The organism is Aeromicrobium sp., assembly GCF_049586495.1.
Classification (GTDB): Bacteria; Actinomycetota; Actinomycetes; order Propionibacteriales; family Nocardioidaceae; genus Aeromicrobium.
Map to the genome: position 1 here is coordinate 1 of NZ_JBAVCB010000057.1, position 25,525 is coordinate 25,525.

Below are 25,525 nucleotides of genomic sequence, written 5' to 3' on the forward strand. Positions count from 1 at the left end.
TGGCCAGCTTCGCCGACGTCGACGATCTCGCGTCGTGGCTCGGCTCCGAGCAGATCGAGACCAAGGCCGGCACCACGTCGGTCACGAAGGCGGCACTCACGCCGACCCTGTTGTTCCCCTTCGCGGCCGGTCGAGTGTCCGGCAACGCCACGGACGCGGGCAGCCGCGCCGAGGTCGAGATGCGCGTCCTGCTGTGGTCGGTCGAGCGTCTGATCGGCGCCTTGTCGGCCACCGTGCGCGACCGCGACCTCGAAGCCACGCTGCACGTGGTCCTCCCGGGCTCGCCCAACCGCGGCATGTTTGGCGGCGACGGCGCGTACGGCGAGGCCAAGGCAGCGCTCGATGCGCTGGTCACCAAGTGGCACGCCGAGCGCACGTGGGCTGAACGAGTCACGTTGGCGCACGCCATCATCGGCTGGGTGCGTGGCACCGGGCTGATGGGCGGCAACGACCCGCTCGTCGAGGCCATCGAGGATGCTGGTGTCCGTACGTGGGCGCCTGATGACATGGCCGATGCGCTGCTTTCGACCTGCACCCCGCAGGCTCGAGCCGAGGCGCGGACCGCTCCGCTGCACGCCGACTTCACCGGAGGACTCGGTGAGGCCCGGCTGGACATGAAGGCGCTGGCCGAGGGCGTCGAGCTTCCGGTCAAGGAAGCGGAGTCGCATGTCGGCACCATCGCGGCACTGCCCGGTTCGCCGGCTCAGCTGGATCGGGTCGACGTGCCGAGCTGGCCCTCCGTGCCATCGCGCCCCGACGACCTCGTCGTCATCGTCGGCGCCGGTGAGCTGGGGCCGTACGGCTCCTCCCGCACGCGCTTCGAGATCGAGGTCGGCGACGAGCTGTCGGCAGCCGGCGTGCTTGAGCTGGCCTGGCTGACCGGGCTGGTCTCGTGGGATTCCACGGCTGGCTCGTGGTTCGACAACGAGTCGCAGGAGAAGGTCGACGAGGCGGACGTGGCCGAGCGCTACGACAAAGCTGTCCGCGAGCGGGTCGGCGTGCGTCGTTTCGCCGATGACGGAGCGATGGTCGACAACACCCGACCGCTCCTGACGTCGGTGTTCCTCGAGCAGGACATGACGTTTACCGTCTCGAGCGAGGCTGAGGCGCGAGCGATGCGCGACTCCGACCCCGACAAGACCGTCATCACGGCCGGTCAGGATGGCGACTGGACCGTCACCCGGCTTGCCGGGTCCGAGGTCCGCGTGCCGCGGAAGGCGACGATGTCGCGCACCGTGGGCGGTCAGATCCCGACCGGCTTCGACCCCACCGTGTGGGGCATCCCGGCCGAGATGGTCGAGTCCGTCGACCGGGTGGGCCTGTGGAACCTGGTCTGCACCGTCGACGCGTTCCTGTCCGGCGGGTTCAGTCCCGCCGAGCTGATGCAGTGGGTGCACCCGGCGCTGGTCGCCAACACCCAGGGCACCGGCATGGGTGGCATGGCGTCGATGCGCTCGCTGTACATCGACACCCTGCTGGGTGAGAGCACGCCCAACGACATCCTGCAGGAGGCGCTGCCCAACGTCATCGCGGCGCACGTCGTGCAGTCGTACGTCGGCTCCTACGGCGCGATGGTCCACCCCGTCGCGGCCTGTGCCACGACAGCGGTGTCGGTCGAGGAAGGCGTCGACAAGATCCGCCTCGGCAAGGCGCAGTTCGCCGTCACCGGCGGATTCGACGACCTCGGCATCGAGGGCATCGTCGGCTTCGGTGACATGTCGGCCACGGCCGACTCTGGTGCGATGGCCGCCAAGGGCTTGGAGGATCGCTACTTCAGCCGGGCCAACGATCGGCGCTACGGCGGTTTCGTGGAGTCCCAGGGGGGTGGCACGCTGCTGCTGGCGCGTGGAGACGTCGCGGCCGCCATGGGCCTGCCGGTCCTGGGTGTCGTGGCGTACGCCGGATCGTTCGCCGATGGCGTGCACACCTCGATCCCGGCTCCGGGAATCGGTGCGTTGGCCGCCGGTCTCGGCGGCCGCGAGTCGGCTTTGGCGAAGGGCCTGGCCTCGGTCGGGTTGACCGCGGACGACATTGGCGTGCTGTCCAAGCACGACACGTCCACTGGCGTCAACGAGCGCAACGAGTCCGAGCTGCACGAGCGGCTGGCTGCGGCGATCGGTCGCAGCGAGGGCAATCCGCTCTACGTCATCAGCCAGAAGGCGCTGACGGGTCACTCCAAGGGTGGCGCTGCCGCCTTCCAACTGGTCGGCCTGTCGCAGGTGCTGGCCTCTGGCACGGTGCCGCCCAACCGCAGCCTGGACTGCGTGCTCGACGACCTCGCCGAGCACGAGCACCTGGTCTGGCTGCGCGAGCCGCTGCAGTCCGGCGGCCTCAAGGCAGGCCTGGTCACCAGCCTCGGTTTCGGCCACGTGGCCGCGCTGATCGCCTTGGTCCATCCTCAAGCCTTCGTCGAGACGCTCGCGCCCGAGGATCGTGACGGCTACCTCGCCCGTGCGCAGGAACGCACCATCGAGGGCCGGCTCCGCCTGGTCCGCGCGATGTACGGAGGAGCGGCGCTGTACGAGCGTCCGGCCGACCGTCGCCTGGGTGACGCAGGCGCCCGTGAGCGCGAGGCTGGCATGCTGCTCAACCCGGCGACGCGGCTCGACGCCGAGGGGCTCTATGGCGAGCCCAGCTGCTGATGGGGGGCTGCTGATGCAGGTCGTCGGTGTGGGCATTGATCTGGTGCACGTCCCGTCGTTCGCCGAACAGCTGGCGCAGCCGGGATCTCGCTTCGTGCGGGCGTTCACGCCGGGCGAGCGGGGGGATGCGCGGGACCGTCCGTCCGATCCCGCACGCCACCTCGCTGCCCGATGGGCAGCCAAGGAGGCCGTGATCAAGGCGTGGTCGGCCTCCATCCACGGCCAGGCGCCGGTCGTGGACGAGCACGTCCACCACCGGATCGAGGTGGTGCTCGACGCGTGGAGCCGCCCCCGCATTCGCCTGCACGGCGACGTCGCGAGATGGCTTGACGGCTACACAATCGAGATGTCGCTGTCTCACGACGGCGACTATGCGACAGCACTCGTGGTGCTCTCGCGCTAGCGGAGTCTTCGTTCAGGTGGGGTCGGCACTGAACAGGTAGGCGGCAAGAAGTCGCTTGAGCTCGACGATGGCGTCGGCGTGGCTCTGGCCGTCGCGAATCGAGAAGTTGAGCATCGAGTACACCACGTGCACCAAGACCTCGGCGGTGATGGTGCGACGTTCGCGCGGAACTCCCGGGGTCAGTGGCGCGAGAGCGCTGGCGACTGCCGCGGCCAGCTCGCGCTCGGTGATGGCGGCGGTCGCCCGGGTGCTGGGGGTGGACTGCACGGCGTGCCAGACGGCGCGGCGGGACGGGTCTTCAGACCAGAGCTCGGCCATGTGGTCGACGAGACGCTCGAGAAACCGCGGCCAGTCCAAGGTCGGAATCTCTGCGGCGAAGGCCTCGAGCTCCTTCTTGACCGCCACGGCGTCCACGCGGTCGAGCTCGCAGACGATGACGTACTTGTTTTGGAAGAACTGATACAGCGTGCCGATCGGCAGCTTCGCCCGGTTGGCCACCTCTTCGCAGGTGAACGACTCGAAGCCGACCTCCAGCAACAGCTCGCGCGCCACCACCAGCAGGTGATCGAACTTGATGTGGGAGCGCTCCTGCGTGGGGCGGCGTCGCGGTTCGAGGATCTCGGCCGTCACGCCGTCACCCTAGTCGGTCGCGGCCAGCCCTGCGTGCACCAATGGACCGATCGCCTCGCCAATCGTGTCGAATCCCTCGCCAAGGGTCTGCCCGTGCGAGTACCGAAAATGGATGCCTTCGAGGATGACCGCCAGCTTGAAGAAGGCGAGACCGAGATGGAATCCGATGTCGCTGACATCCCGTCCGGTGGCTGAGGCGTAGCGCTGCAGCACCTCTTCTTGCGACAGGTAGCCGGCGGCCAGGGGTGCGTCGGTGACGCTGGCCGCCACGCCGGTTCCGCGGGATGCTTCGGCCATCTGCTGGTAGGCGAGCATGACGGCCACGTCGGTGAGTGGATCTCCCAGGGTGCTCATCTCCCAGTCCAGCACGGCCGTCATGCGATCACCGGCCGCGCTGTCGATCAGGACGTTGTCGAGGCGGTAGTCGCCGTGCACGATGGTGCCTTCGCCCGAGGTCGGGATGCTGGCAGACAACCGGTCGGCCAGTTCGTCGATGCCGTCGATCGTGCGGCTGCGCGAAGACTCCAGCTGCTTGCGCCACCGACCCACTTGGCGTTCCAAGTATCCGTCGGGGCGGCCGAAGTCGCCCAGTCCCGCTGCTGCGGGATCGACGGCATGCAATCGGCCCAGCGTGTCGACCAAGTTCTCCGAGATCGCCCGCGTGCGTTCTGTCCCGAGGAGCTCCAGCTCGGCGGCGGTCTTGTAGGGCGTGCCGGTGGCCCGTTCCATCACGTAGAACGGTGCGCCCATCACCGCGGGGTCCTCGCACAATGCGTACATCTGCGGCACCGGCACGTCGGTGCTGCTGAGAGCGGCCATGGCCCGGTACTCACGACTCATGTCGTGGGCGGTGGCCAGCACGTGTCCCAGCGGTGGGCGGCGCACCACGAGCGTGGTGCTGCCGTCGGTGACGGTGTACGTCAAGTTGGACTTTCCGCCAGTGATCAGACTGGCCTCGAGGGCTCCATGCACCAACCCGGGACGCTGCTGAGCGAGCCAGTCAGCCAGAACGGCGGTGTCGAGGCCGTCGATCGTTGCCACGTCAGTCCTTCGGTCCGCCGGCCACGTAGATGACCTGCCCGGAGACAAATCCGGCGCCTTCGCTCACGAGGAACGACACCGTGTGGGCGATGTCCTCGGGCTGTCCCACGCGGGCCACGGGAATCTGGTCGGCGCTGAACTTGATGAAGTCGTCGAAGGGCACGCCCATGCGTTCGGCCGTGGCGGCCGTCATGTCGGTCTGGATGAAGCCGGGAGCGATCGCATTGGACGTGACGCCGAACTTGCCCAGCTCGATCGCCAGCGTCTTGGTGAAGCCCTGCAGGCCCGCCTTGGCGGCTGAGTAGTTGGCCTGACCGCGGTTGCCGAGGGCGGATGTGCTGGACAAGTTGACGATGCGTCCGAACTTCGCCTCGGTCATGTGCTTTTGAGCAGCCTTGGCCATCAGGAAGGAGCCGCGCAGGTGGACGCCCATGACCAGGTCCCAGTCCTCGACACTCATCTTGAACAGCAGGTTGTCGCGCAGGATGCCGGCGTTGTTGACCAGCACGGTGGGCGCTCCAAGTTCGTCTGCGATGCGCGAGACGGCCGCGTCGACGGCTGCTGGGTCACTGACATCTGCACCGACGGCGATGGCAATTCCTCCGGCGGCGGTGATCGCGTCGACGGTCGTGGCGCAGGCGGCTTCATCCAGATCAACCACCGCGACCTTGAATCCGTCGGCGGCCAATCGGCTCGAGACGGCAGCACCGATGCCGCGGGCTGCTCCGGTCACGATCGCGGTACGGGCTTCGATCACGTCAAACTCCTGGGGTGATGGGATTGCTAAGCGCTTGCTTAGTTCATTCTGCACGCTATCGCACCGACTGCTCACAGACCAGAGGCAGGATGACGTACGCGACATGCAGAGCAAAAGGTGAGGATTCCCTCAAGTTCCTCTATAGTTGAGGAAACCCTCACGTTCAGGAGTTCTTGTGCCGCAGTTCGACGCGGGTGCACCCACCCAGCCAGCCCAGTCCGCTGACCCTCGAGGCCTGCTCACGCAGCAGCGCGTCGGACGGTTCGCGCGGATCGAGCCCAAGGGCAAGCGGGTGCACACCGCACGCGAACGAGCCGAACTGCTGCTGGACGAGGGGTCCTTGGTCGAGATGACACCGTTGCGCACGGCTGGCGCTCGACCCGACGGCACCAGCAGCGGCAGCGGAGTCGTGGCGGGATGGGGAACGACCGACGGCAGCCCCGTCGTCGTCATCTCGCACGACGCCGCCGTCGCCTCCGGTGCGATTGGTGCCGTCATGGCCGAGGCGATCATGAAGGCCCAGCGCTTCGCGATCGACCGCGGTCACCCCATCGTCTACATCAACGACTCGGGCGGAGCGCGGGTGCCGGACGGCATCTTCGCTCTGCACGGCTGCGGCGGCATCTTCGCGCTCAACGTGAAGGCGCAGAAGCGGGTGCCCCAGATCTCCTTGATCCTCGGCCCGTGTGCTGGCGCCGCGGCATACTCGCCCGCGCTCACCGACTGGACCGTCATGGTCAAGGGTCAGGGACAGATGTTCCTGACCGGTCCCGACATCGTCAAGGCCGCCACCGGCGAGGACGCAACCGCCGAGGAGATCGGCGGATCACGACTGCACTCGGTGACCAGCGGTGTCGCTCACCTCGAGGTCAGCTCCGAGATGGAGGCTTTCGAGGCCACCCGCCTGTTGCTGTCGTTCCTGCCCGAACACAAGGGTGCACCGCACAAAGTGCAGAGCGCCATGCCGGCCAACCCCTTCGCCGCCGGCAAGCTGCCGACCCTGGTGCCCGACAAGTCCAGCGTCGTGTTCGACATGTTCGCTCTGCTCGACGGAGTGCTGGACAACGGCGCCCGTCTTGAGGTGATGCCGGAGCACGCCCCCAGCATTCTCACGCTCTTTGGTCGCCTCGACGGTCGCCCGGTCGGCGTCGTCGCGAACCAGCCCGCTGCGCGCGGTGGCATCCTGGACTCCAAGGCGTCGGTCAAGCTGGCCCGGTTCGTGGAGTTCTGCGGTCGTTTCGACCTTCCCGTCCTCACCTTCGTCGACGTGCCCGGCTTCCTGCCCGGCACCGTGGAGGAGAGTCGCGGTGTCATCACGCACGGTGCCAAGGTACTCAAGGCCTACGCCGAGACCGAGTCGCCCAAGCTCACGGTCGTGGTCCGCAAAGCCTTCGGTGGCGCGTACATCGCCATGGGCGCCGCGTCGCTCGGTGCTGACGTGAACTGGGCCTGGTCCGGGTCCGAGATCGCGGTCATGGGACCCAGTGGCGCGGTGGCGCTGCTGAACCGCCGCGAGCTCGCTGCCTCCGATGATCCCGCCGCTCTGCGCGACACCCTCGCTGCTGCCTACCGCGAGGAGGTCGCCCGTCCGTACGTGGCGGCCGAAGCCGGCATCGTCGACGACGTCATCCATCCAGAAGAGACCCGTCCCCGCATGGTCGCTGCCCTGCGCATGCTCAGCGCTGGCAGCCCTCGCGCATGATCTCGGCGCGTGCCGAGATCGTCGGCAACATCTGGAAGATCACCTCGCGCGTCGGCGATCAGGTGGCCAAAGGCGACACTGTGGCGGTGCTGGAGTCCATGAAGATGGAGATCCCCGTCGTGGCACCCGCCGGCGGCCACGTCAGTCGAGTCCTGGTGGAGGTCAACCAGATCGTCCAGGAGGGCGACCCGATCGTCGAGATCGACGACACCGCAAGCGCATGACCCGCCCGAGGTAGGTTCGCCGGGTGCCCGAGATCTGGACCCACGAGGTGCCCATGCGGTGGGGCGACCTCGACATCCTGAACCACGTCACGAATGTCGTGTACCTGGACTACGCCGCCGAGGCGCAGGCCGTGCGTCGGCGCGATGGCCACCAGATCGATCATCGGCCCGTGCGTGAGGTCACGGTGACGTACCTGCGGCCCACGGCGCTGAGTCGGCGGCCGCTGCTGGTGCGTTCGAGCCTGGACGGCGACGAGCTCACCCAGGAGATCTGCACGACCTCACACGATGAGCCGGCCGTGCACGCTCGGGTGGTCACCACCTACGGCGCCCCAGCGATGCCGCTGATCCCATCCCTGGACGGTCATGCAGTCGCGGCGAGTGTGCGCGTCAGCGACCTCGACGCGACCGGCGCCGTGTCGCTCATCGGTCAGTTTCGCGTCGCCCAGGAGGCGCGCGTCCTGCACGTCGGCACCCAAATGGAGCGCGGCGTGCTGGGACAGGTCGTCGTCGGGACCATCTCGCTGCAACCGGTGGCACCGTTGGCATGGCGCCCCGAGCCGTACGAGGCGCACAGCTGGATCAGCCGTGTCGGCACTGGATCGTTCACAATCAATACTCTGGTGGGCGACCCGTCAGCGCCGGTGCTCGTCACTCGCACGACGCTGGTCGGCTTCGACAGCGCCACCCAGACAGCGCGCCCCTTCACCGATCCTGAGCGCCGGATAGTGCTGGACCACCTGCGGTAGCAGCAGCTGACTGGAAGGCCAGCCAGCTTCCACATGGTGGACGCTTCGTCCACAAGTCAAGATCACTGCCTAGATTCGGGCCATGATCTTGACCTCTACCGCCCCGCCGACCGCTGAGGCCGTTGACGTCCGGCGCACCCACCCCGCTGGCGTGCGGCTCAGCGGCGTGTCACGGTCCTTTCCGACGCCACGGGGCCAGCACCACGTTCTGACCGACGTGAATCTGTCGATTGGTCCCGGCGAGATCGTTGCGCTGATCGGCGCTTCCGGCTGTGGGAAGTCGACGTTGCTGCGCGAGATTTGTGGACTTGACCGTCCCGACGCGGGCGAGATCGTCATCGACGACCAGCCCGTGCGCACCGTCGAGGCGCGATGCGCCGTCGCGTTCCAGGAACCACGTCTGCTGCCGTGGCGCACCGTGCGGGACAACGTGCATCTCGGACTTCCGCGGGGGACCGGCCGTGTTGACGGCGACGATCGAGTCGACGAGCTGCTCGAGCTGGTCGGTCTGACTGCCGCCGCCGAGCGCCGTCCACGTGAGGTCTCTGGCGGCATGGCCCAACGTGTCTCGCTGGCGCGGGCACTGGCCCGCAACCCGGCCGTGCTGCTGCTGGACGAACCGCTCGGCGCGCTCGACGCGCTGACTCGGCTGAAAATGCAGGACCTGCTGCTGGAGATCCACGCGGCCGAGCCGACCACTGTCGTGCTGGTGACGCACGACGTCGAGGAGGCGCTGTACCTGGCCGACCGGGTCGCGCTGATTGGCGGTGCCCACCGTCATCGGGGTTCGGAGGTGCAGACCCTGATCACCGTCCCCGGGGACCGGCCGCGAGATCGCGGCGACACCACCTTGGCCGCCCTCCGACTGGAGCTGCTCCAGGGGCTCGGCGTCCCGACCCACCACTGACCACCACTCACACCCCTACGTCACGCGACCTTTTCGCGCGGCTCATCAAGAGAAACGGAAACCACCATGTCCACTCACCCCTCTCGACGCCGTACGGCGGCCGTCGCCACAGCCCTGGCAGCCTTCACCCTGCTGTCCGGGTGCGTGGCCGGTGAAGGGTCCTCCGACACGGCGGACGCCTCGGCGAGCAGCACCTGGAGCGCCGACGAACTCCACGTCGACTACGCGACTTACAACCCCCTGTCCCTGATCGTCAAGGAGCAGGGCTGGCTGGAAAGCACGTTGGGCGACGACGTCACGGTCACGTGGACCCAGTCGGCGGGCTCGAACAAGGCCAATGAGGCCCTGCGGGCCGGAGCCGTCGACATTGGCTCAACCGCCGGTTCTGCAGCGCTCCTTGCCCGTGCCAACGGGTCGCCCATCAAGACCGTGCTGCTGTACTCCCAGCCTGATTGGGCGGCGCTGGTCGCGCCGAAGGGCTCGAACATCAGCAACGTCGCGGACCTGAAGGGCACATCGGTCGCGGCGACCAAGGGCACCGATCCTTACTTCTTCCTCCTGCAAGCCCTGGCAACTGCCGACCTCGGCCTGGACGACGTCGAGGTGCAGAACCTGCAACACGCTGACGGCAAGACTGCATTGGAGAACGGCAGCGTCGACGCCTGGGCCGGACTCGACCCGTTGATGGCCGACAGCGAGGTCAACAACGGATCGAAGTTGTTCTACCGAAACATCGATTTCAACACCTACGGGTTCCTGAACGCCACGGAGGAATTCCTGGAGGCCAGTCCTGATCTGGCCCAGGTCGTCGCCGACGCGTACGAGAAGGCCCGCGCCTGGGCCGCCGAGAACCCGGACGAGACGGTGCAGATCCTGGCTGAGGCGTCGGGCATCTCCCCGGAGCTGGCCAAGAAGGTGCTGCAGGAACGGACCGTGCTCGACCTCGATCCGACGCCGGGCGCCAAGCAGACCGCCGTGCTCGAGGTGGTCGGCCCGATCTTCGTGGAGATCGGCGACGTCAGCCAGCAGTCGCAGGTGGACGAGGCCTTGGCCAGTTTGTTCGACACGACGTACATCGACGCCGCTGATCCGGCTCGCGTCAACGACTGAGACAGGGAGATGAGATGAGCGCCACCACCCAGCCACGAGCTGGCCACGAGCGAACCGGCGCCGCCACTACGGGGTCGGCGCGCCGCGACCTGCTCGATCGGACCTGGGTGGTGGCGCTGGTCGGTGCCGTCGTCCCCCTGACCCTTCTGCTCGCCTGGCACGCGGCCAGCATCACCGGGATCTTCGCCTCCTATCAGCTGCCCCCGCCGGCCTCGGTGTGGGATGCGGCCGTCGAGCTCGCCGACCGCGGCGAGCTGTTCCCGCAGATCGCCATCTCGACCCAGCGCGTGCTGCTCGGATTCACCGTCGGAGCCGTGCTGGGACTCACCCTGGGGGCCTCGGTGGGGCTCTCCCGCCTCTCCTCGGTCCTGCTCAGCCCGACCGTGGGCGCCGTCCGTGCCGTTCCTTCACTTGCCTGGATCCCGCTGCTGTTGATCTGGCTCAAGCTCGGCGAGGACTCCAAGATCACGTTGGTGGCCATCGGCGCGTTCTTCCCCGTGTACACGACCGTGGCGGGCGCGCTCAAACACGTCGACCCCCACCTGGTCGAGGCGGCGCGGGCCTTCGGATTGCGGGGCATCGGGCTGTTCCGCACCGTGCAGTTGCCGGCGGTGTTGCCGTCGGTGGTGTCAGGACTGCGTCTGGCCATGGCCCAGGCGTGGCTGTTCTTGGTGGCCGCCGAGCTGGCAGGCGCCTCGATGGGTCTGGGGTTCCTGCTGACAGACTCGCAGAACAACGGCCGGGTCGACCGGGTGCTGCTGGCCATCGTGCTCCTCGCCGTGCTGGGCAAGGTCACGGACACGGTCATCGGTGTGGTCGAGAAGCGCTTCTTGAACAGATGGAGCTGACATGAGCAACGCAGACGAGCATTCTTTCGGGTTCCGCACCCGGGCTCTGCACGCCGGCGGGGTGCCCGATCCCTCCACCGGCGCCCGCGCCGTGCCGATCTATCAGACCACCAGCTTCGTGTTCACCGACACCGCGGACGCCGCCAATCTGTTCGCCCTGCAGAAGTACGGCAACATCTACTCGCGCATCGGCAATCCGACCGTGGCGGCGCTGGAAGAGCGCATGGCCAGCCTCGAGGGCGGCATCGGTGCCGTGGCGACCGCGTCGGGCATGTCCGCCGAGTTCATCACCTTCGCCGCCTTGGTCGGCTCGGGCGACCACATCGTAGCGGCCGCCTCCCTGTACGGCGGCACGGTGACTCAGCTCGACGTCACCTTGCGTCGCTTCGGGGTCGATACCACCTTCGTGACCGGGACCGATCCTGCGCACTACGAGGCTGCCATCACCGACGCGACCAAGGCGGTCTACGCCGAGGTGATCGCCAATCCCAGCGGCGAGATCACCGACATCGAGGGTCTGGCCCACGTCGCGCATCGCCACGGGATTCCGCTGGTCATCGACGCCACGCTGGCCACGCCCTACCTGATCCGTCCCATCGAGCACGGCGCCGACATCGTGATCCATTCGCTCACCAAATTCATCGGGGGCCACGGCACCACGCTCGGCGGCATCGTGGTCGAGTCGGGGCGCTTCGACTGGGGCAGCGGCCGCTTCCCGTCCATGACCGAGCCCGTGCCGTCGTACGGCGGGGTGTCGTGGTGGGAGAATTTCGGGGAGTACGGCTTCTTGACCAAGCTGCGCACCGAGCAGCTGCGCGACATCGGGCCAGCACTGTCACCGACGGCCGCCTTCGCACTGCTCCAGGGGGTCGAGACCCTTCCGCAAAGACTGGATGCTCACGTGGCGAACGCTCAGGCCGTGGCCGAGTGGCTCGATGCGGATCCCCGGGTCGGCTACGTCACCTACGCCGGCCTACCCGGACACCCGCACCACGACCGCGCCGCGCACTACTTGCCGCTGGGTCCCGGTGCCGTGTTTGCCTTCGGCGTTGGCGCCACCTCCGAGCACAGCGGCCGCGAGGTCGGGCAACGATTCATCGAGTCGGTGCAGCTGGCCAGCCACCTTGCCAACATCGGCGACGCCCGAACGCTGGTCATCCACCCCGGCTCGACCACGCACCAGCAGCTTTCCGACGAGCAGCTGGTCTCCGCAGGCGTGGCCGACGATCTGGTGCGCATCTCCGTGGGCATCGAGGACCTGGCTGACATCATCTGGGACCTCGACCAGGCTCTGACCGCAGCGACCGGAGTGAACCGATGACCACGCAGGAACGCCGCTGGGTCGGACCCAGCGCCCGGCAACGGCTAGCCCTCTTGCGCAGGACCCGGTCGATCGCCATCGTCGGCGCCTCGACGAACGCGGCGCGCGCCAGCTACTTCGTGGCCACGTACCTGCTGTCCAGCACGGACTACCGCGTGTACTTCGTCAACCCGCGCGCGACCGAGATTCTCGGGCGCCCGGTGTACCCGAGCCTCGTCGAGCTGCCCGAGGTTCCCGACGTCGTCGATGTCTTTCGCCGGCACGAGGACCTTCCTGGAGTGCTGGACGAGACGATCGCCGCCGGCGCCGAGACCTTGTGGCTCCAGCTGGGCTCCTGGCACGAGGACGTGGCTGGCACCGCCGAGGCTGCCGGCCTCCAGGTCGTGATGGATCGCTGCATCAAGATCGAGCACGCCCGCTTCGACGGCGGACTGCACCTCGCGGGCTTTGACACCGGTGTGATCAGCTCGCGCCGAGATTCGGGGGTCAGCCGCTAGATCACGCTCAGATCGAGTCGGGCGCACGTGCGGTCCCGCACGCACGCTCGGTCGCGACAACTCGGCTTCGCTTCGCTCATGACGCCGACCCGACCAGCTGTATCCGATTGTTCATGGCCCAACACCGCTTCGCTTCGCTCAAGACGCGGTGTTGACCATGAACGTGGCCGCGTGCTCCACGTAGGCCCAGAACTGGGCGTCCTGCTCGGGCGAGAGGTTCGCGGCGTCGAGACCGGCGCGAAAGTGCACCAGCCAGCGGTCGCGGGCCTCGTGGGTGACCTCGAATGGTGCGTGGCGCATGCGCAGGCGCGGGTGGCCACGCTGCTCGGAGTACGTGGTGGGGCCACCCCAGTACTGCTCGAGGAACATCGCGAATCGCTCCTCGGCCGGTCCGAGATCGGCCTCGGGGTACATCGGGCGAAGCACCTGGTCCTCGGCCACGCCGGCATAGAACGTCTTGACGATCAGCGTGATCGTGTCATGCCCGCCGATCTCGTCGTAGAAGGTCATTCGCCAGCCCCCAGGGGTGTCACGAACGTGCGGGGGATGGCGATTCCCTCAGCGTCAAAGCGCGCCTTGATCCGCTGACGCATCGCGCGGGCCACGAACCACTGCTGCAAGGGGGCTGTCTTCAGCACCAGACGCACCACGGCGCCGTCCTTGTCGAACTTTTCGACGCCCCAGACCTCCGGATCCTCCAAGATGACGCCGGCGAACTGCTCGTCGGCGAACAGCTGGTGCGCTTCGTCAGCCAGCACAGCCTGCACCTGGGCCAGGTCCGAGTCATAGCTGACCGTGATGTCCAGCACCGTCCGCGCCCAGTTCTGGCTCTGGTTGCCTACCCGGGCGATCTCGCCATTTCGCACGTACCAGACGGTGCCGTTGACGTCGCGCAATCGGGTGACCCGCAGGCTGACCGCCTCGACCGTTCCGACAGCCTCGCCGACGTCGATCACGTCGCCGACACCGTACTGGTCCTCGAGGATCATGAAGATGCCGGACAGGAAGTCCTTGACCAGGTTTTGCGCGCCGAAGCCCAGGGCCACGCCGATGATGCCGGCGCTGGCGAGGATCGGCGCGACGTCGATGCCCACCTTCGACAGCACCATCACCAAAATGATTGCGAGGATCAGTCCGGTCGAGACGCTGGTGAGCAGCGAGCCCATGGTGCTGGCGCGCTGGTGACGTCGGGCCGCCGCCGCCGGATTGACGTCGGCGAACAGCGTCTCGGCGCGGGCCGTGAGCGGGCCCAAGGACCTGCCGCTGGTCGCTCGCGCCACCAGTCGGGCGATGGCGCGGGTCACGAACCACCGAAAGAGCAGTCCGACGACGACGATGAGCACGATGGCACCGGGGGTGGCGACGAACCATTCCCACGCGGTGCCGGCGGGCAGCTTCCAGTCCAGGGCACGCATGGGGCCAGCCTACGGGCCACTAGGATGGATCCATGACGACTGCCTCGACAACGGTGTCCACGACCGGCCGGCGCGTGTTCACAGGCGCCTTGACGTTCCTGCTCACCTTCCTCGTCGGTGCCACCGCAGCGGTGGCCGACACTCCGCTCAGCGACGACTGGCCGGTGAAGGAGTCCCGCAGCACCCTGGACATCTTGCTGTTGTTCGGCGGAGGGACGATCGGATTGTTCGTGCTGATCTCGCTGTTCGCCGTGCTCACGGCCCGAACGAACTATGTTCCTCCAGCGCCGAGCCAGGATCTCGCGACCACCGCTGGCTCAGACGCCGCCACTCACTGAGAGGCGGCCTGGGCGCGTAGCGCGCGGGCCAGATCGTCGCGGCCCTCCGACACGTAGCGTCGCGATGCCGGACCGGCCTCAGTAGTCTCCAGCCAGGCGTCCACCTGGGCGAGCGCATCGGCCGAGGGGTTGGCCGAGGGGAACAGCGCGATCAGCGCGTTCTGCCCGACCCACACGCCCTTGTCCTCGATGATCGTCTCGGCCATCTCCAGGTAGCGAGCGACGTACGGCTCGAGCAGCTCTGCCTGCCCTGACACCTGGAACGCGTAGGCGGTTCGGCGCCGGGTCTCGTTCGGCGTCTCGTCGTCATCGACCACGATGCGCCACGCTTCGGCCTTCGCCTCCGCCAGCGGTCGGATGGCACGCGCCGCGGAGGCGCGCTCCTGGCCGCTGATGGTGTGATCGGCCTCGAGCGTCCGCTCGATCTCGGCGTCGTCGGCGGCTCCGATGCGTGCCAGAGCCGTGACGAGGCTCCACCGCAGGTCGGCGTCGACCGTCAGGCCCGGCAACGATCCGTCTAGGATCTCGCGCAGCCGCTGGGGCCCGGACGCGGCGGCTGCCAAGGCGCGCACCAGGGCGAGCTGGTGGTCACTGCCCGGCTCTGCGGCGTCGACGAGGGCCCGCAGGCCTGACTCCCACCGCTCGGCCAGCGCCGGGCGGTCGGCGTCGGATGTGTAGAAGTCGATGGCTCCGGCAGCCTGGCGCAGCAGGGCCCCCACCGCGGTGAGATCGGTCTCCGTGGCCACGCCAGCCAGCACCAGCGCGACGAAGTCAGTGCTGGACAGCTCGGCGTCGCGAGTCATGTCCCACGCCGATCCCCAGCACAAGGCGCGCGGCAGGGACTCCTCGAACGTGGCGATGCTCTCCACCAACGTCGCGAAGGACCGTTCGTCCAGCCGGATCTTCGCGTAGGTGAGGTCATCGTCGTTCAGCAGGATCAAGTCAGGTCGCCGGTGGTCGATCAGCTCGGCGATGTCGGTCGAGGCATCCCGCACGTCGGTCTCGATGCGCTCGGTGCGCACCAGGCGTCCCTCGACGCGGTCGTACAGGCCGATCGCGATGCGGTGGCGGCGCAGCGTCGGGTGCGCTTCGACGGCGGACTGCTGGACGGTGAAGGAGGTGAAGTACTCGCCCTCGGTTCCCTCGCCGGGCGCGGTCTCGAACTGCGCGCGCAACGTGTTCACCCCCGAGGTCTGCAACCACTCCTTCGACCACGCGTGAAGCTCACGACCGCTGGCGGTCTCCAGCTGAGTCAGCAGATCGTTGAGCTCGGTGTTGCCGTAGGCGTGCTTGTCGAAGTACGACCGCAGTCCGGCGAAGAAGTCCTTCTCGCCGACCCACGCCACCAGCTGCTTGAGCGCCGAGGCGCCCTTGGCGTAGGTGATGCCGTCGAAGTTGGCTTCGACGGCGTGCAGGTCGTAGTTGTCTGCCGCGATCGGATGGGTGGACGGCAGCTGGTCCTGGCGGTAGGCCCAGTTCTTGCGCGAGTTGGTGAAGGAGGTCCACGCATCCGTGAAGCGGGTGGCGTGCACGTTGGCGTACGAGGCGGCAAACTCGGCGAACGACTCGTTGAGCCACAGGTCGTCCCACCACTTCATCGTCACGAGATCGCCGAACCACATGTGCGCCATCTCGTGCAGGATCGTGTTGGACCGCGACTCATAAGCCGCCTGGGTCTGCCGGCTGCGGAAGATCATCTCGTCGCGGTAGGTGACGCATCCGGCGTTCTCCATCGCGCCCATGTTGTACTCCGGCACGAACAGCTGGTCGTAGGTGCCGCCGAACGGATACGCCATCTGGAAGACCCGCTCGAAGAACTCGAAGCCCTGCTTGGTGACCAGGAAGATGTCATCGGCGTCGAGGTGCTCGACCAGCGACTGACGGCAGTACACGTTCAGTGGGAGGTCGCCGTGGTCGCCGGAGTAGATGTCGCTGACGCGGTGGTAGTGACCGGCCACGACGGCCGTGATGTAGGTCGACAGCTTCTGAGTGGGCTCGAAGTGCCAGGTGGCTGCGCCATCGTGGGCGGGAACGGGTTCGGGCGTGGGGGAGTTCGACACCACGGCCCAGTCGTCGGGGGCCGTGACGTGGAAGGTGAACACGGCCTTGAGATCCGGCTGCTCGAAGGTGGTGAAGACGCGGCGTGCGTCGGGCACCTCGAACTGTGTGTAGAGGTAGACCTTCTCGTCGGCCGGATCGATGAACTTGTGCAAGCCCTCGCCGGAGTGCGAGTACCGGCATGTGGCCTCCACCCGCAGCTCGTTGCTCTCGGCCAGACCGGTCAGGGCGATTCGACTGTCGGCATAGGCGGACACATCGACCGGGTCGCCGTTCAGCGTGATCGACCGGATGTCGCCGTCGACGAGGTCGGCGAACGTGGCGCCACCTGTGCTGGCTGAGAAGCGGATGGTCGTGATCGATCCGAACCGGTTGGGATTGTCGAGGGTCAGATCCAGCTCGACGTCGTACGACTCGGTGCTGATGGTCGCCGCGCGCTGATGGGCTTCGTCGCGGGTGAGGTTGGTTCCGGGCATGAGGCCAACTCTCGCACGCGTTGCAGGGCGAAGCGAAACCCGGACCGAGGTGACCCACGGCACACCGAATGTGCGAATCTGCGACGGCCGACCGGTGTTGTGACAGACATGACTACTTCATCTCCAGCGCCCAAGGAAAACGTCGACTTCTGGTTTGACCCCCTGTGCCCGTTCGCCTGGATCACCTCGCGATGGATGCTCGAGGTGGAGCAGGAGCGTGACGTCACGACAACCTTCCGGATCATGAGTCTGTCGGTGCTGAACGCCGACAAGGACGTGCCCGCCGCCTACCAGGAGATGATCGAGAAGGGCTGGGGGCCGGTGCGGCTGGCCATCGCGATCGAGCAGGAGCACGGCCAGCAGGCCTTGCGCGACTACTACACCGCGATCGGCACCAAGCACCACAACAAGAAGCAGGCGTTCTCCGCCGAGCTGTACGAGGCCGTGCTGGTGGAGATCGGGCTCCCGGTCGAGCTCGCCGCGGCGGCTGAGGACACGTCGTTGGACCACGCGGTGCGCGTCTCGCACGAGGACGGCATCAGCCGGGTCGGTGACGAGGTCGGCACCCCGGTCATCGCCATCGGCGGCACCGCCTTCTTCGGACCCGTGCTCACCAGCATCCCCAAGGGCCAGGACGCCGCCAACGTCTTCGACGGCGCCCGCCTGCTGGCTGGCTACCCGGACTTCTTCGAGCTCAAGCGCACCCGCGTCGGTGAGCTCGACTTCAGCTGAGCGATCCTGTTCGTTGCAGGCTTCGCGCCGGTACACGCAACCAGCCGAGGGTGATCGAGCCCGGACTCCCACGGGCTGCCAGACTGACGCCATGCGCGTCCACATCGCCGCCGATCACGCGGGTTTCGAGCTCAAGACCCACCTCATCGCCTGGCTGACCAAGCAGGGTCACGACCCGGTCGATCACGGGGCTCACGGCTACGACGCCGAGGATGACTACCCACCGCTCTGCGTCGACGCTGCCGCAGCGGCGGTGGCCGATCCCGGCTCCCTGGCCATCGTCATCGGCGGATCCGGCAACGGCGAGCAGATCGCGGCCAACAAGGTCACGGGTGCACGCGCCGCACTGGCGTGGAGCACCGAGACCGCGTCGTTGGCCCGTCAGCACAACAACGCCCAGGTAGTGGCCATCGGAGCCCGCATGCACACCGCCGACGAGGCCACCGCCATCGTCGAGGCTTTCCTGACCACCCCGTGGAGCGGGGCCGACCGGCACCAGCGTCGCATCAACATGCTGCTGGCGTACGAGGAGACCGGCGAGTTTGCCTGAAGGGCACACGCTCCACCGGTTGGCGCGGGATCTTGCGGCGTCCTTCGGCGGCCGGACCGTGCGATCTGGCAGTCCGCAGGGACGCTTCGCCGGCGCCGCCGGGCTCGATGGACGCGTCGTGGTCGGCGCCGACGCGGTGGGCAAGCACCTGCTGGTCGACTTCGGCGCTGACGACGTGGTGCACGTGCACCTGGGCCTGTACGGCAGCTTCGTCATTATGCCGGGCACGGGGCACGATGTCGTGGGCCAGGTGCGCTGGCGGCTCGAGGCGGGCCACACAGGTGACCTGCGTGGACCGACCACCTGTGAGCTCCTGACCCCACCGGAGGTCGACGCGCTGATCGCGCGGATCGGGCCCGACCCGCTGCGGGCTGATGCCGACCCGGACCGCGCCTGGCGACGTATCCACGCATCATCGGCGCCGATCGCCACGCTGCTGATGGATCAAGCCGTGCTCGGCGGGGTCGGTAACGTCTACCGCGCCGAGGTGTTGTTCCGCCACGGCGTGGCGCCGATGACGGCTGGTCGGCGTCTGCCCAAGGTCCGCTGGACTGCCATGTGGGCCGATCTCGTCTCACTGATGGCCGAGGGCGTCGTCAGCGGCCGGATCGACACGGTGCGTCCCGAGCACGAGCCCGAGGCGATGGGACGCCCCCCACGCGCCGACGACCATGGCGGCGAGGTCTACGTGTATCGACGCGACGGCATGGACTGCTGGGTCTGTGGAACCACGGTGCGCAAGCGGGTCATCGGCGGACGGAACCTCTTTTGGTGTCCGACGTGCCAACACGCCCGATGAGGACGGCGCGGATAGGGTCTCTTCATGACGAGGTCCCTGCGTCGGCTGCCCCCCGCGGTGGTGCAGTACATCGACCACCGCGTCGACGGCTGGAGGACTGGCAGCAGCGAAGGACAGCGCACCGTGCTGTTCTTCCTGTACGGGCTGTCCGTGCTGATCTTGATGGGGTCCTTGATCGACTACCGCACGGTGGCGGCGGCCTGGTTCGTGGTCCCGATGCTGTTCGGCACGGTGACGCTGAGACACCGGCAACTCCTGATGTTGATGGGGTGGATCACCATGTGCGTGGCCATCACGGTCACGGTGGAGTCGGTGAACAACGGCATGACCGGTGCCCGGCTCAGCACGCTGGGAGCGATGCTGTTCGTGGTGGTGGTGCTGCTCTACGACTCAAGCCATCGACGATCCGGCGTGCCGCACACCGTGAGCGAGGCCATGCTGCTCGATCTGCGCGACCGGCTTCAGTCCCAGGGCACCGTCCCGCCGCTGCCAGCCGGTTGGACCGCGCAGTCGGCGATGAAGTTCTCCGGCGGAGCCCGCTTCTCCGGTGATTTCCTCGTCGCCACCTTGACCGATGACGACACCAGGCTGGAGATGGTGCTGGTCGACGTGTGCGGCAAGGGAGTGGCCGCTGGCACGCGGTCCTTGCAGTTCGCCGGCGCGCTGGGTGGGCTGATCGGCGCGCTGCCTCCCAATGGATTGTTCGCCGCGGCCAACTCGTTCCTGCTGCGCCAGCAGTGGGACGACGGCTTCGCCACCGCGGTGCACGTGCTGGTCGACCTGCGTTCAGGCGACTACACGATCATCTGCGCGGGCCACCCTCCTGCACTGCGCTGGGACGCGCAGTCACTGACCTGGGAGGTCGACGGTGCCCGTGGACAGGCCCTGGGGATCGCAGAGCGACCGGAATTCCAGCAGACGACCGGCACGCTCACCCACGGTGACGCGTTGATGTTTTACACCGACGGCGTGGTCGAGTCACGATCGCGCGACTTCACTGCCGGCATCGAGTGGTTGCGTGCTCGGGCCGGCGAGATCGTCGTTGCTGACGGCTTCGCCGAGGCTCCGGCCCGCATCATCGCCGAGGTGGACCCCGGCGATGACCGCGCCATCTTGATGCTCACGCGGCTGGACCCATCGGTCATCGCGGCGGCGGGAACTGCGAGCGCATCGCGGCGTCCCACGCGCGATCACCCATGAGCCGACGTGCCCCCATTGCCAAGCGTGCCGAGGGTGTCACGGGATAACGCGCCTTTGGTCGCTGCGTCTCCAGCGCACGCTGCACGACCTTGGCCACACGATCCGGCCCGCCGCCCAGGTGACGCATCGGACCGGCGTAGGCCTCCCTGGTCGACGCGGCCACGTGGGTGTTGAAATCGGCGTACACGCCGTCGTCGTTGCCGGCCATCGACGCGACCGCCGCGTCATCAAAGCCCGTGGTGATCAGACCAGGCTCCACCAGCACCACGCGCACGCCGAACCCGCCGACCTCCATGCGCATGGCGTCTGACAGAGCCTCGACTGCGTACTTCGTGGCGTGGTAGGCGCCTCCGCCGGGGAAGGTCAGACGCCCGCCCATCGAGCCGATGTTGACGATGCGACCTGAGCGCTGCGACCTCATGGCCGGCAGCACCAGTTGGCTGAGCCGCAGCAGACCGAAGACGTTGGTCTCGAACTGTTGGCGCACGTCGTCGATGGCCAGGGTCTCGGTCGCTCCCGACTGTGAGTAGCCCGCGTTGTTGACCAGGGCATCGATGGTCCCGCCGGTCTGCCCGAGCATCGACTCCACGGCGGAGTGCATGGAGCCTTCGTCGGTGACGTCGAGCGCGTGGACGTGGCAACCCTCGGTCGCCAGTGCGTCGAGGGTCTCGGGGCGCCGAGCTGTCGCGTGCACCTGCCACCCCGATCGGACGAGGCGGGTGGCGGTTGCTTCTCCGATGCCGGAGGAGCAGCCGGTGATCAGGACAGTGCGGTCTGGGGAGTCGGCCATGGTCTGAGCATGCCGCACGGACACCCCACGGCGTCAGCGGTCGATCGTGAAAGTGTCGAAGACGGTGCCGTCATGGGCGACCGCGCGACCCTCGAGTCGGTCCTGGTAGGCCACCAGGTCGGTGTAGTGCAAAGTCGAGGTGCTCATGGCGGTGAAGTCACTGCGACCCACCTTGCGCAGCTTGGCTCCGCCCCCCGAGACGACGTAGGTCACGTTGTTCTGGGGAGTGGTTCGCTCGTAGTTGTGGTCGTGGCCAGCGAGCACCAACCGGACACCAGCAGACTCAAAGAGCGGGACCCAATACTTCTGGACGCTCTTGGTGGAGCCGTGCTTGCCCGAGGAGTACGCGGGGTGGTGCATCACGGGGATGATCCAGGTACCAGCCTTCTTCTCCTCCGCGAGGACCTTGCGGAGCCAGGCCAGCTGAGCCGGATCGGTGACCCGGTTGGAATCCAGCGAGATGACCGTGGCCGGGCCCACTCGCTCGACGAACCACGCGGTGTCGCGGCCCAGCGCCCGCATGACCTCATCTTCCTCATCACTCTTGATGTCGTGATTGCCGAGAGCAGGGATGAGGACGGCGTCTTGGAGGGTCTGCGCGAACGGTTGGGTGACCGAAGCCCGTGTCAGGTCCGCATCGCCGTCGGGATAGATCATGTCTCCCAGCAGGACCAGAGCGTCGTACGGCGCCCCTCGGCGTTGGGCCTCACTCGCCATGCTCGCGGCGGTCGCCATCTGGGCGGATGTGCGGGTGCCGGTGTCACCCGCGATGGCGAGGCGCGCCTCCGGCTCGTCGACGACGGCCTCCGGTGATTCAGACGTCGCCGGCGGAGATGTCGGCGATGGCGCAGGTGTCGTCTGCTGCTGCGTCGGACTCGTCTGGATGGGTGGTTTGTCTTCAGACGACGTGAGGAACGTCGGCTGCACCACGAAGGCGAGCACGAGAACTGTGCCGAGCAGGACACTCACAGCGATCGTGACGATGGCCAGCCGCCGACGCGAGCGGCGGCGGCTTCGACTACCTCGGCTCGCTCCGGTCGTCATGCGATGCCCGGAACCAATCTGCACCATGGAGACACGCGGACAGAATAACCGTTGTGCCACCGGGGGAGAGGGAAATGAGCAAACCCCGAAAGGGGATCAGACCGCGTGGTGTGCGTAGACCGCTCATCCGCGCGTTTCACTGCTTAAATGGGAACGTGACGCCCCCTGATACGAGGTATATCGATCGTGAGGGCGCTGACCTTGCCTACCAGGTGTTCGGGACAGGACCCGGGGAGTTCGTGTACTACGGCAGCGAGATCATGCACCTTGATCTGCTGTGGGCTGACCCGCACACAGAAGCCAATCTGGGCGCAGTGGCGCGCAACGGTCGCATCGCTTTGTTTCAGCGGCGCGGCTTGGGCCTTTCTGATCGAGTCGATTACGTGCCGACGCTTGAGCAGCAGGCCGACGACATCATCGCGGTGATGGATGCGGCCGGAATGCAGCGTGCGGTCTTTGGCGCGCCGGGGAGTGCGTGTGGTCCGGTGGCGCTGGTGGCCGCACGGTATCCCGAGCGCGTTGCTGGATTGTGCTTGTGGCTGCCGTTCCCGCAAGCCATCGACGGGTCCTGCGAAGACCCATGGGCCAGCGACGCCGAAATGGCGACGATGGCCGAGGTGATCAACTCCGTGGCGGACAACTGGGGCCGCGGTCGGACCATGGACATGTGGAACCCCACCATGCGGTCCGCGAACAATCGTCGACTGATGGGGATGCTGGAGCGCAGCTCGATGTCGCCGGCCGAAGCCCGTGCGCACTGGGACTGGTCCGCCGGGCTCGACTTCACTCATCTTCTGCCCGCGATTCAAGCGCCGACTCGGGTGCTGATCCAAGAAGGGGGCTTCACCCCGTTGTCGTGGGCCGAGCGGATCGTCGCGCAGATGCCGGACGCCCACCTTCACGTCCTGCCGGCTCCGGCGCCAGGCTCGTCGATCGGCGAAGGATTTTATCCGGTGGTCATGCATCTGGTCCAGCTCGCGCTGGGCCCGCAGAGGGTCGCGGACGACAACCGATTCTTCGGCACCGCTCTCTTCACCGACGTGGTGTCATCGACCAAGCTTCTGGCCGAGATCGGTGATGAGGAATATCATCGAGTGAGGTCGGTGCACGAGCTAGCCGTGCGAGCGGCCGTGGCCGACGCCGACGGGCAGGTGGTGAGCTTCAGCGGAGATGGGTCCTTCAGCTTGCTCAACATGCCGGGTGCTGCCGTCCTCTGTGCCGAGCGAATTGCCCGAGAAGCGAGCGCGGCGGGCATCGAGGTTCGCTGTGGTGTGCACGCGGGCGAATTTCAGCGGGAAGTCGCCAACGCCACCGGACTCAACGTGCACGTCGGAGCGCGAGTCATGGCGGCGGCAGGTGCGGGTGAAGTGTACGTGTCACGGACGGTTCGCGATTTGGTGATCGGTTCCGGACTGGAGTTCGAGCGCGTCGGTCACAAGCGGCTCAAGGGCATCCCCGGCGTGTGGGATCTGTACCGCTTCGACCATGTGCGCGCCCCTCAGAACATCCCGCTGACCGGCTCGCTCCAGACGCCACTGGACAAGTTTGCCGTGCAGGTCGCGCGGCGCGCACCCCGCCTCATGCGCGCGATGGCCAAGATCGCGAACGCGACTGATCGGGGTGTCGAAGTCTGATGGCACGGGGGGTCACCGGCCTCAGACGCTGTGTTGAGGTGTCTGGCAGCGGTCGACGAACGCTGCACATGGGGTCAGGGATTCCTTTGGTTCTGCTGCACATGGGCGCGAATCCGTGGAGCAAGTGGCAGCCGGTGCTCCCGTATCTCCGGGACACGTTTGAGATCATCGCGCCAACTTTGGCCGGATGGCGGGGTGGAAGCCCGCTGGCCGGCCCGGTCACGTTGGACGACCTGACGCGCGGTGTCGTCGAGGAGATGGACCGAGTCGGATTTGAATCCGCCCACATCGTCGGGTGTTCGCTCGGTGGTCTCGCTGCGCTTGGCGTGGCGAGAGCAGGGCGGGCGCGCAGCGCCCTCGCCATCTGTCCGGCTGGAGGCTCGAACGAGGAGCAGACCCAGCGACTCGTCAAGCATTTCGAGATGCTGAACGATCTGTCGTGGCTGCGGCGCCTGCTCGCACCGGTTGTCCTGTCACATCCGCGCATGAGGCGTGTGATGCTGCGCGCAGTGCTGGAACACGGCGATCGAATCTCAGCTCGTCAAGCGATGGCCATTGGCAAGAACAGCGCTCATGGTGACTGGGCCAACTTGCTGCCGGGTTTCTCGGCCTATCGGATGACCTCGAGTCCTGCCGTGACGGTCCCGTTCATGGTGGCGTGGGGGGAGAAGGATCGATTCACGCCGCTCATCAACGAGCAGCCGTTGTGGCACAAGGCCGTTCCACACGCTGAATCTCACGTCCTGACGGGAGTGGGTCACATCCCGATGTTCGACGACCCGGATCAAACGGGCCGGTTGATGCGACGTTGGCTGGACCGCCAGGCGTCGTGAAGGCGCCAGAGGGTGGCCGATGAGGTCGCGGGCGCGCGGTCGGTGTTCCATCGGAACGAGCATCGAATCCACCGTGATCACCGCGACAACAGGCCGACAGGTCTTCCGTTGTCAGGTCTAGGATCCGTTCATGGAGCAGGAGCGGGCCGTCCACTATGTCGAGAGTCGTGGACTCCAGATTGCCTACCAGATCATCGGTGAGGGCAATCTCGATATCGTCCTGGCTTTCGAATGGGCCAGCAATCTCGACTTCGGATGGGCCAACCCACGAATCGACCGATTCCTTCGACGGTTTGGCGAGTACGGGCGCCTGATTCTCGTGGACCTTCGAGGAAACGGCCTCTCGGACCCTGTCGATGACCTGCCTCCCTTGGAGGAGTGGGTCGGAGATCTTCAAGCCGTGCTCAGTGCGGTCGGGTCTGACCGTGCGGCATTCATCGGACACGGCCATGCCGCCCAGCTGTGCATCCTCTTTGCAGCAATGCACCCCGACCAGACGACTTCTCTGGTCACGATGAACGGTTTCGCACGCATGCGCCGCGCCGATGACTATCCGTGGGGATACCCGCCGAAGGCTGAGCAGGCGGTGCTGGATGCCATCAGCGAGGTATGGGGCACCGGACGCGTCCTCGCGTCGATCAATCCCAGCATGAGTGAGGGACCCCGAGGTGCCGAGTGGGTGGCGAAGCTCGAGCGCGCAGCCGGGAGCCCTCGACGTGCCGTCAACAAGCAACGTCTTGTCTTCGACCTCGACATTCGTGATGTTCTCCCGAGCGTCGCAGCGCCGACGCTGGTCATCCACACGCGCGACAATTCATACGTCAA

The 25,525-nt window shown here is 67.1% G+C and carries 26 protein-coding genes; 18 read left to right on the forward strand and 8 right to left on the reverse strand.

Translation table 11 applies throughout. The features are described 5' to 3' along the window. Together WB508_RS03240 and WB508_RS03245 are read left to right on the forward strand one after the other, a co-directional pair. The coding region (locus WB508_RS03240; protein WP_423843441.1) for a beta-ketoacyl synthase N-terminal-like domain-containing protein at positions 1–2,642 on the forward strand (2,642 nt) is incomplete at its 5' end. A gap of 13 nt (positions 2,643–2,655) precedes the next feature. Next, the gene (locus tag WB508_RS03245; RefSeq protein ID WP_423843442.1) at positions 2,656–3,045 is read left to right on the forward strand and encodes a holo-ACP synthase; all 390 of its coding nucleotides are present in this window, start codon (positions 2,656–2,658) and stop codon (positions 3,043–3,045) included. A 12-nt stretch (positions 3,046–3,057) separates the two neighbouring features. Here WB508_RS03245 and WB508_RS03250 read toward each other — a convergent pair whose 3' ends face one another. The 3 genes from WB508_RS03250 to fabG are packed head-to-tail and all read right to left on the reverse strand — an operon-like array spanning position 3,058 to position 5,473. Beyond that, positions 3,058–3,675, reverse strand: a complete 618-nt coding sequence (locus WB508_RS03250) for a TetR/AcrR family transcriptional regulator (protein ID WP_423843443.1) — start codon at positions 3,673–3,675, stop codon at positions 3,058–3,060. A gap of 9 nt (positions 3,676–3,684) precedes the next feature. Then, a complete protein-coding gene (locus WB508_RS03255) occupies positions 3,685–4,716 on the reverse strand; it encodes a phosphotransferase family protein (RefSeq protein ID WP_423843444.1) in 1,032 nt (343 codons plus the stop codon). 1 nt (position 4,717) lies between these two features. Next, positions 4,718–5,473 carry a 3-oxoacyl-ACP reductase FabG gene (gene fabG, locus WB508_RS03260; RefSeq protein WP_423843445.1) on the reverse strand — a complete coding sequence of 252 codons (756 nt, stop codon included), beginning with the start codon at positions 5,471–5,473 and terminating at the stop codon, positions 4,718–4,720. A 175-nt stretch (positions 5,474–5,648) separates the two neighbouring features. Here fabG and WB508_RS03265 point away from each other — a divergent pair, with 175 nt between their 5' ends. The 8 genes from WB508_RS03265 (at position 5,649) to WB508_RS03300 (ending at position 12,831) form a co-directional block, all read left to right on the forward strand. Beyond that, positions 5,649–7,175, forward strand: coding sequence for an acyl-CoA carboxylase subunit beta (locus tag WB508_RS03265; RefSeq protein ID WP_423843446.1), 1,527 nt, complete (start codon positions 5,649–5,651; stop codon positions 7,173–7,175). Beyond that, positions 7,172–7,399 (forward strand): biotin/lipoyl-binding carrier protein, encoded by a 228-nt coding sequence (locus WB508_RS03270; RefSeq protein ID WP_423843447.1) that lies wholly within the window; start codon positions 7,172–7,174, stop codon positions 7,397–7,399. The genes WB508_RS03265 and WB508_RS03270 overlap by 4 nt, the downstream gene beginning before the upstream one ends. 23 nt (positions 7,400–7,422) lie before the next feature. Beyond that, on the forward strand, positions 7,423–8,148 hold the full coding sequence (locus tag WB508_RS03275) for a hypothetical protein (RefSeq protein ID WP_423843448.1): 726 nt from the start codon (positions 7,423–7,425) through the stop codon (positions 8,146–8,148). Positions 8,149–8,230: 82 nt separating this feature from the next. Beyond that, positions 8,231–9,055 (forward strand): ABC transporter ATP-binding protein, encoded by an 825-nt coding sequence (locus WB508_RS03280; RefSeq protein ID WP_423843449.1) that lies wholly within the window; start codon positions 8,231–8,233, stop codon positions 9,053–9,055. A 66-nt stretch (positions 9,056–9,121) separates the two neighbouring features. Next, complete coding sequence (locus WB508_RS03285; RefSeq protein WP_423843450.1) at positions 9,122–10,165, forward strand: aliphatic sulfonate ABC transporter substrate-binding protein; 1,044 nt, start codon at positions 9,122–9,124, stop codon at positions 10,163–10,165. A 14-nt stretch (positions 10,166–10,179) separates the two neighbouring features. Then, a complete protein-coding gene (locus WB508_RS03290) occupies positions 10,180–11,013 on the forward strand; it encodes an ABC transporter permease (RefSeq protein ID WP_423843451.1) in 834 nt (277 codons plus the stop codon). A 1-nt stretch (position 11,014) separates the two neighbouring features. Next, complete coding sequence (locus tag WB508_RS03295; RefSeq protein ID WP_423843452.1) at positions 11,015–12,334, forward strand: O-acetylhomoserine aminocarboxypropyltransferase/cysteine synthase family protein; 1,320 nt, start codon at positions 11,015–11,017, stop codon at positions 12,332–12,334. Next, positions 12,331–12,831: a CoA-binding protein gene (locus WB508_RS03300; protein ID WP_423843453.1), complete on the forward strand. Its 501-nt coding sequence runs from the start codon at positions 12,331–12,333 to the stop codon at positions 12,829–12,831. The genes WB508_RS03295 and WB508_RS03300 overlap by 4 nt, the downstream gene beginning before the upstream one ends. Positions 12,832–12,969: 138 nt before the next feature. Here WB508_RS03300 and WB508_RS03305 read toward each other — a convergent pair whose 3' ends face one another. Together WB508_RS03305 and WB508_RS03310 are read right to left on the reverse strand one after the other, a co-directional pair. Continuing rightward, the gene (locus WB508_RS03305) at positions 12,970–13,341 is read right to left on the reverse strand and encodes a globin (protein ID WP_423843454.1); all 372 of its coding nucleotides are present in this window, start codon (positions 13,339–13,341) and stop codon (positions 12,970–12,972) included. Further along, positions 13,338–14,246 (reverse strand): mechanosensitive ion channel family protein, encoded by a 909-nt coding sequence (locus WB508_RS03310; protein ID WP_423843455.1) that lies wholly within the window; start codon positions 14,244–14,246, stop codon positions 13,338–13,340. The genes WB508_RS03305 and WB508_RS03310 overlap by 4 nt, the downstream gene beginning before the upstream one ends. Positions 14,247–14,278: 32 nt before the next feature. On the opposite strand from WB508_RS03310, the gene WB508_RS03315 reads away from it, so the two are divergent. Next, positions 14,279–14,584 carry a hypothetical protein gene (locus WB508_RS03315; protein WP_423843456.1) on the forward strand — a complete coding sequence of 102 codons (306 nt, stop codon included), beginning with the start codon at positions 14,279–14,281 and terminating at the stop codon, positions 14,582–14,584. On the opposite strand, the gene pepN is transcribed toward WB508_RS03315, so the two are convergent. Continuing rightward, a complete protein-coding gene (gene pepN / locus WB508_RS03320; protein ID WP_423843457.1) occupies positions 14,578–17,118 on the reverse strand; it encodes an aminopeptidase N in 2,541 nt (846 codons plus the stop codon). The genes WB508_RS03315 and pepN overlap by 7 nt on opposite strands. A 108-nt stretch (positions 17,119–17,226) precedes the next feature. Between pepN and WB508_RS03325 the strand changes: the two genes are divergently transcribed. The 4 genes from WB508_RS03325 to WB508_RS03340 all read left to right on the forward strand — a co-directional run bounded on the left by WB508_RS03325 (position 17,227) and on the right by WB508_RS03340 (position 20,399). Beyond that, entirely contained in the window at positions 17,227–17,850 is a 624-nt protein-coding gene (locus WB508_RS03325) for a disulfide bond formation protein DsbA (RefSeq protein ID WP_423843458.1), read from the forward strand. Positions 17,851–17,941: 91 nt separating this feature from the next. Beyond that, positions 17,942–18,400 carry a ribose-5-phosphate isomerase gene (locus WB508_RS03330; RefSeq protein ID WP_423843459.1) on the forward strand — a complete coding sequence of 153 codons (459 nt, stop codon included), beginning with the start codon at positions 17,942–17,944 and terminating at the stop codon, positions 18,398–18,400. Next, positions 18,393–19,199, forward strand: coding sequence for an Fpg/Nei family DNA glycosylase (locus WB508_RS03335; protein ID WP_423843460.1), 807 nt, complete (start codon positions 18,393–18,395; stop codon positions 19,197–19,199). Before WB508_RS03330 ends, WB508_RS03335 begins: the two co-directional genes overlap by 8 nt. 24 nt (positions 19,200–19,223) lie before the next feature. Beyond that, a complete protein-coding gene (locus tag WB508_RS03340; RefSeq protein WP_423843461.1) occupies positions 19,224–20,399 on the forward strand; it encodes a PP2C family protein-serine/threonine phosphatase in 1,176 nt (391 codons plus the stop codon). Here the strand turns inward: WB508_RS03340 and WB508_RS03345 are convergent. After that, the gene (locus tag WB508_RS03345; RefSeq protein WP_423843462.1) at positions 20,341–21,189 is read right to left on the reverse strand and encodes an SDR family NAD(P)-dependent oxidoreductase; all 849 of its coding nucleotides are present in this window, start codon (positions 21,187–21,189) and stop codon (positions 20,341–20,343) included. The genes WB508_RS03340 and WB508_RS03345 overlap by 59 nt on opposite strands. 33 nt (positions 21,190–21,222) lie before the next feature. Then, the gene (locus WB508_RS03350) at positions 21,223–22,260 is read right to left on the reverse strand and encodes a metallophosphoesterase family protein (protein ID WP_423843463.1); all 1,038 of its coding nucleotides are present in this window, start codon (positions 22,258–22,260) and stop codon (positions 21,223–21,225) included. A 128-nt stretch (positions 22,261–22,388) separates the two neighbouring features. Between WB508_RS03350 and WB508_RS03355 the strand changes: the two genes are divergently transcribed. The 3 genes from WB508_RS03355 to WB508_RS03365 all read left to right on the forward strand — a co-directional run. Continuing rightward, a complete protein-coding gene (locus tag WB508_RS03355; RefSeq protein WP_423843464.1) occupies positions 22,389–23,867 on the forward strand; it encodes an adenylate/guanylate cyclase domain-containing protein in 1,479 nt (492 codons plus the stop codon). An 86-nt stretch (positions 23,868–23,953) separates the two neighbouring features. After that, positions 23,954–24,700 (forward strand): alpha/beta fold hydrolase, encoded by a 747-nt coding sequence (locus tag WB508_RS03360; RefSeq protein WP_423843465.1) that lies wholly within the window; start codon positions 23,954–23,956, stop codon positions 24,698–24,700. Positions 24,701–24,830: 130 nt separating this feature from the next. Then, a partial coding sequence (locus tag WB508_RS03365) for an alpha/beta fold hydrolase (RefSeq protein ID WP_423843466.1) occupies positions 24,831–25,525 on the forward strand: 695 nt, incomplete at its 3' end.

Bases quoted from the DNA above. Each gene is read 5' to 3' on its own strand.
- WB508_RS03340 (WP_423843461.1), top strand. From the start codon at position 19,224: ATGACGAGGTCCCTGCGTCGGCTGCCCCCCGCGGTGGTGCAGTACATC.
- WB508_RS03295 (WP_423843452.1), top strand. From the start codon at position 11,015: ATGAGCAACGCAGACGAGCATTCTTTCGGGTTCCGCACCCGGGCTCTG.
- WB508_RS03345 (WP_423843462.1), bottom strand. From the start codon at position 21,189: ATGGCCGACTCCCCAGACCGCACTGTCCTGATCACCGGCTGCTCCTCC.
- pepN (WP_423843457.1), bottom strand. From the start codon at position 17,118: ATGCCCGGAACCAACCTCACCCGCGACGAAGCCCATCAGCGCGCGGCG.
- WB508_RS03325 (WP_423843458.1), top strand. From the start codon at position 17,227: ATGACTACTTCATCTCCAGCGCCCAAGGAAAACGTCGACTTCTGGTTT.
- WB508_RS03350 (WP_423843463.1), bottom strand. From the start codon at position 22,260: ATGGTGCAGATTGGTTCCGGGCATCGCATGACGACCGGAGCGAGCCGA.
- WB508_RS03270 (WP_423843447.1), top strand. From the start codon at position 7,172: ATGATCTCGGCGCGTGCCGAGATCGTCGGCAACATCTGGAAGATCACC.
- WB508_RS03330 (WP_423843459.1), top strand. From the start codon at position 17,942: ATGCGCGTCCACATCGCCGCCGATCACGCGGGTTTCGAGCTCAAGACC.
- WB508_RS03285 (WP_423843450.1), top strand. From the start codon at position 9,122: ATGTCCACTCACCCCTCTCGACGCCGTACGGCGGCCGTCGCCACAGCC.
- WB508_RS03280 (WP_423843449.1), top strand. From the start codon at position 8,231: ATGATCTTGACCTCTACCGCCCCGCCGACCGCTGAGGCCGTTGACGTC.
- WB508_RS03245 (WP_423843442.1), top strand. From the start codon at position 2,656: ATGCAGGTCGTCGGTGTGGGCATTGATCTGGTGCACGTCCCGTCGTTC.
- WB508_RS03300 (WP_423843453.1), top strand. From the start codon at position 12,331: ATGACCACGCAGGAACGCCGCTGGGTCGGACCCAGCGCCCGGCAACGG.
- WB508_RS03290 (WP_423843451.1), top strand. From the start codon at position 10,180: ATGAGCGCCACCACCCAGCCACGAGCTGGCCACGAGCGAACCGGCGCC.
- WB508_RS03310 (WP_423843455.1), bottom strand. From the start codon at position 14,246: ATGCGTGCCCTGGACTGGAAGCTGCCCGCCGGCACCGCGTGGGAATGG.
- WB508_RS03305 (WP_423843454.1), bottom strand. From the start codon at position 13,341: ATGACCTTCTACGACGAGATCGGCGGGCATGACACGATCACGCTGATC.
- WB508_RS03315 (WP_423843456.1), top strand. From the start codon at position 14,279: ATGACGACTGCCTCGACAACGGTGTCCACGACCGGCCGGCGCGTGTTC.